Annotated in this window: 3 protein-coding genes and 1 pseudogene; 1 reads left to right on the forward strand and 3 read right to left on the reverse strand. The window is 42.0% G+C overall.

The window, feature by feature from the left end:
• Nucleotides 1-357 (forward strand): annotated as a pseudogene (locus tag RMO35_RS17570) (phycobilisome rod-core linker polypeptide CpcG); the annotation flags it as partial.
• Nucleotides 358-453: 96 nt separating this feature from the next.
• Here the strand turns inward: RMO35_RS17570 and RMO35_RS17575 are convergent.
• From RMO35_RS17575 to thyA, 3 genes are all read right to left on the reverse strand, one after another.
• Entirely contained in the window at nucleotides 454-990 is a 537-nt protein-coding gene (locus tag RMO35_RS17575; protein WP_309742642.1) for a dCMP deaminase family protein, read from the reverse strand.
• Nucleotides 991-1,089: 99 nt separating this feature from the next.
• Nucleotides 1,090-1,659 carry a dihydrofolate reductase gene (locus RMO35_RS17580; RefSeq protein ID WP_309742644.1) on the reverse strand — a complete coding sequence of 190 codons (570 nt, stop codon included), beginning with the start codon at nucleotides 1,657-1,659 and terminating at the stop codon, nucleotides 1,090-1,092.
• Nucleotides 1,660-1,685: 26 nt separating this feature from the next.
• Nucleotides 1,686-2,621 carry a thymidylate synthase gene (gene thyA, locus RMO35_RS17585; RefSeq protein WP_309742645.1) on the reverse strand — a complete coding sequence of 312 codons (936 nt, stop codon included), beginning with the start codon at nucleotides 2,619-2,621 and terminating at the stop codon, nucleotides 1,686-1,688.
• Nucleotides 2,622-2,810: the final 189 nt, after the last annotated feature.

The raw sequence follows: 2,810 nt of genomic DNA on the forward strand, positions 1-2,810 counted from the left end.
ACTAAAGGTCGTGCTGGCTTCATTAACGACTTGCTCAACAGCGATGAATATCTCGAAAACTTCGGCGATAGCATCGTTCCCTTCCAACGTCGGCGAGTATTACCCTCCGGCGCAAGCGAGTTACCATTTAACATCCAATCGCCTCGCTACGATGCTTATTATCGCGGCAAACTCGGCTTCCCCAAAGCTTCTTGGCAAGCTGCTGTCCGTGGCTTCACTCCCCAAGAGAAAAAAGCCAAAGCAGGCGATCCCTCGCAGTATCTCGCAATGGCAAAAAGTTTGGGCAAGATCGGCAATCAGCCTCAAGCAATCTCACCTTACAACATTGATTACCAAAATCTAGTACCCCGTCGCTAGTTTAGCCATGTGAGTATTGACAAAGGGGGTTTCGATTTTGTTACTTTGCCTGTGGGTTGAGCGACTCGATCGAAAGCCTCTTTTGATTATCTATCCCTAACTCTCAGTTTCGACAGATGTCGGGTTTAGTAAAAATGCCGCCGAACGTTGTGCTGTTGCTGCCGATACCTGAATTGGAATCAGCTTTATCGAGCTATCTTGTAGTAACAAATCGCGAACTTTAAGATTGTCGCCACTATTAAATGTCGTCTCATAAAATACCTCGCGAATCCCAGCAGAAATAATAATTTTCAAGCAAGACAAACAAGGTTCTAACGTTACATAAATATTCGCCCCACCCGTCGAAATGCCGTGCTTAGCAGCTTGCGCGATCGCATTTGCCTCCGCATGTACCGATCGAGATGGCAAAATCTTACTCGCATTACACGCACTCAATTCGGGATAGCAAAAGCCCTGCGTCGTACAATGTACCGAACCCGATGGCGAACCATTATACCCAGTCGATAAAACTTGGCGATCTTTGACAATTACCGCACCTACTGGAAATGCTAAACAGGTAGATCTTGTAGCAGTTAATTTTGCCAACATCATGAAATATTCATCCCAAGTCGGACGCGAAGAAATATCGTACATGGGTTAGTGAATAGTGGATAGTGGATAGTGGATAGTAATTAATATTAGGGTGGGCATTGCCCACCAATTAGATTTAAGCTAATCACAATATGATAAATACTAGTATATTATCAGTGGCTTTGGCGTATATATTTGAAAAGTAAAAGGGTTTTTGCCAGCCATTGTATCGGAGAAACTATTAATAAAATGAGGTGGTAGATATGGCTCAAATTGTTTGTCGATCGATTCTGGATTGCGAGGAAAGAATGTATCGCAATCATAACTTTCATCCAAGCGAGAAAGATAGATAATATCGAGATTGACCAGATCTAGTACCTGTTGATATAGGTTGGCTCCACCACAGTAAAATACTTTAGTATCTGCTGCTAGTTCGATATCTTTACAATTAAGATCGTCAGTAAAAGTCAATTCTGCTGCTGAATATTTATCGGCAAATCGCGATCGATACTGCTCTGCTTGCGATGTGACGACGATATTTTGTCTGCCCTTTAATGGTGCTTTCTCTCGATCGAACATTCCATCAAAAGTCTTACGTCCCATCACGATCGTATTACCCATCGTCAGGTTCATAAATAGTTTCAGATCCGCTGGATAATGCCACGGCATATAACCATCCTTTCCGATACCACCATCTTTATCGATCGCTGCAATTAAAATTTTTTGTACCATAATAATTATTCCCTATTCCCTATTCCCTAAATAGCTACTGGTAATTTAATAAAGGCACCGTGTTGATAATTAACTAATTGAATCCGATCGATATCATCATAAGTCAAATCGAACATCGATCGATCGCCCAATTGACTCAAATCTAATTGCGGTAGATCGTAAGTCTCCCGACTAGCCTTCTTGTAAGGTTCGATATGATCTACATAGATATGTGCGTCAGTAATCGAGTGATAAAAATCTCCTGGTGCAAGCTCAACTTCTCGACAGATTAGTAATAATAGTAATGAATAGCAAGTTAAATTAAACGGATTGCCCACACAATGATCTGACGATCGCTGTTGGAGATGTAAATTTAGTTTACCACCTTGATAATTTAACGTAAAACTATGGTGACAAGGTGGTAACTTACTCACAGTCGCATTCGGTGGGTACCAAGCAGTAATATGCAGTCTACGCGATCGAGGATTGCGTTTTAATTCATCAATTGCCCATCTCAAATTATCGAAACATGGCAGAATTATATTTTGCTCTGCATCAATAACTAAATCGTGTCGATACTTACTGTCTGTGAGATTAACCAACGATTCACCATGGCACAAATAATTACTATCTTCGCGCCGAATCGGAGCCGCATAATCGGGAACTGGATAATATCGCCAGAACCTACCATAAGCAGTCTCTAAATTACCATCCGCATCGCTCCAAGCATCCCAAATTTTAGTATATTGCTGGAGATTGCGAATATGCGGTTCGCCAGAGAGATACCAAATCATTTCCGTCACCAAGCTCCGCCATTGAATCTTCTTGTGAGTCAAAATCGGGAAGGCTTCAGCCGTGACAGGTAGCCGATAGCTCAATCCGAATAACGAGACTGTATCGGTACCTGTGCGGTTAGTTTCTCTAGTACCCTCCGTGAGGATTCGATCGAGGATCTCTAAGTATGTCTTATCTACTATATTCATACACGAAGCTTACGCGCCACCTAGCGGCGGTCGAGTGACTTGCCAAAGCCCATTATCCTACCATTCGATCGGCATACGATCGTTGACAAGTATAATTTTTTACACTACAAATGGGCTGTATCGGCAAATGTTAATGTGTAGACGAATGCATAAACTATTAGAATTCAAAGACAAAGAGCTGCTTCATCA

The organism is Chamaesiphon sp. OTE_20_metabat_361, from assembly GCF_031364565.1.

Coding starts and splice junctions, on each gene's coding strand:
- thyA (WP_309742645.1), bottom strand. CDS start 2,621: ATGAATATAGTAGATAAGACATACTTAGAGATCCTCGATCGAATCCTC.
- RMO35_RS17580 (WP_309742644.1), bottom strand. CDS start 1,659: ATGGTACAAAAAATTTTAATTGCAGCGATCGATAAAGATGGTGGTATC.
- RMO35_RS17575 (WP_309742642.1), bottom strand. CDS start 990: ATGTACGATATTTCTTCGCGTCCGACTTGGGATGAATATTTCATGATG.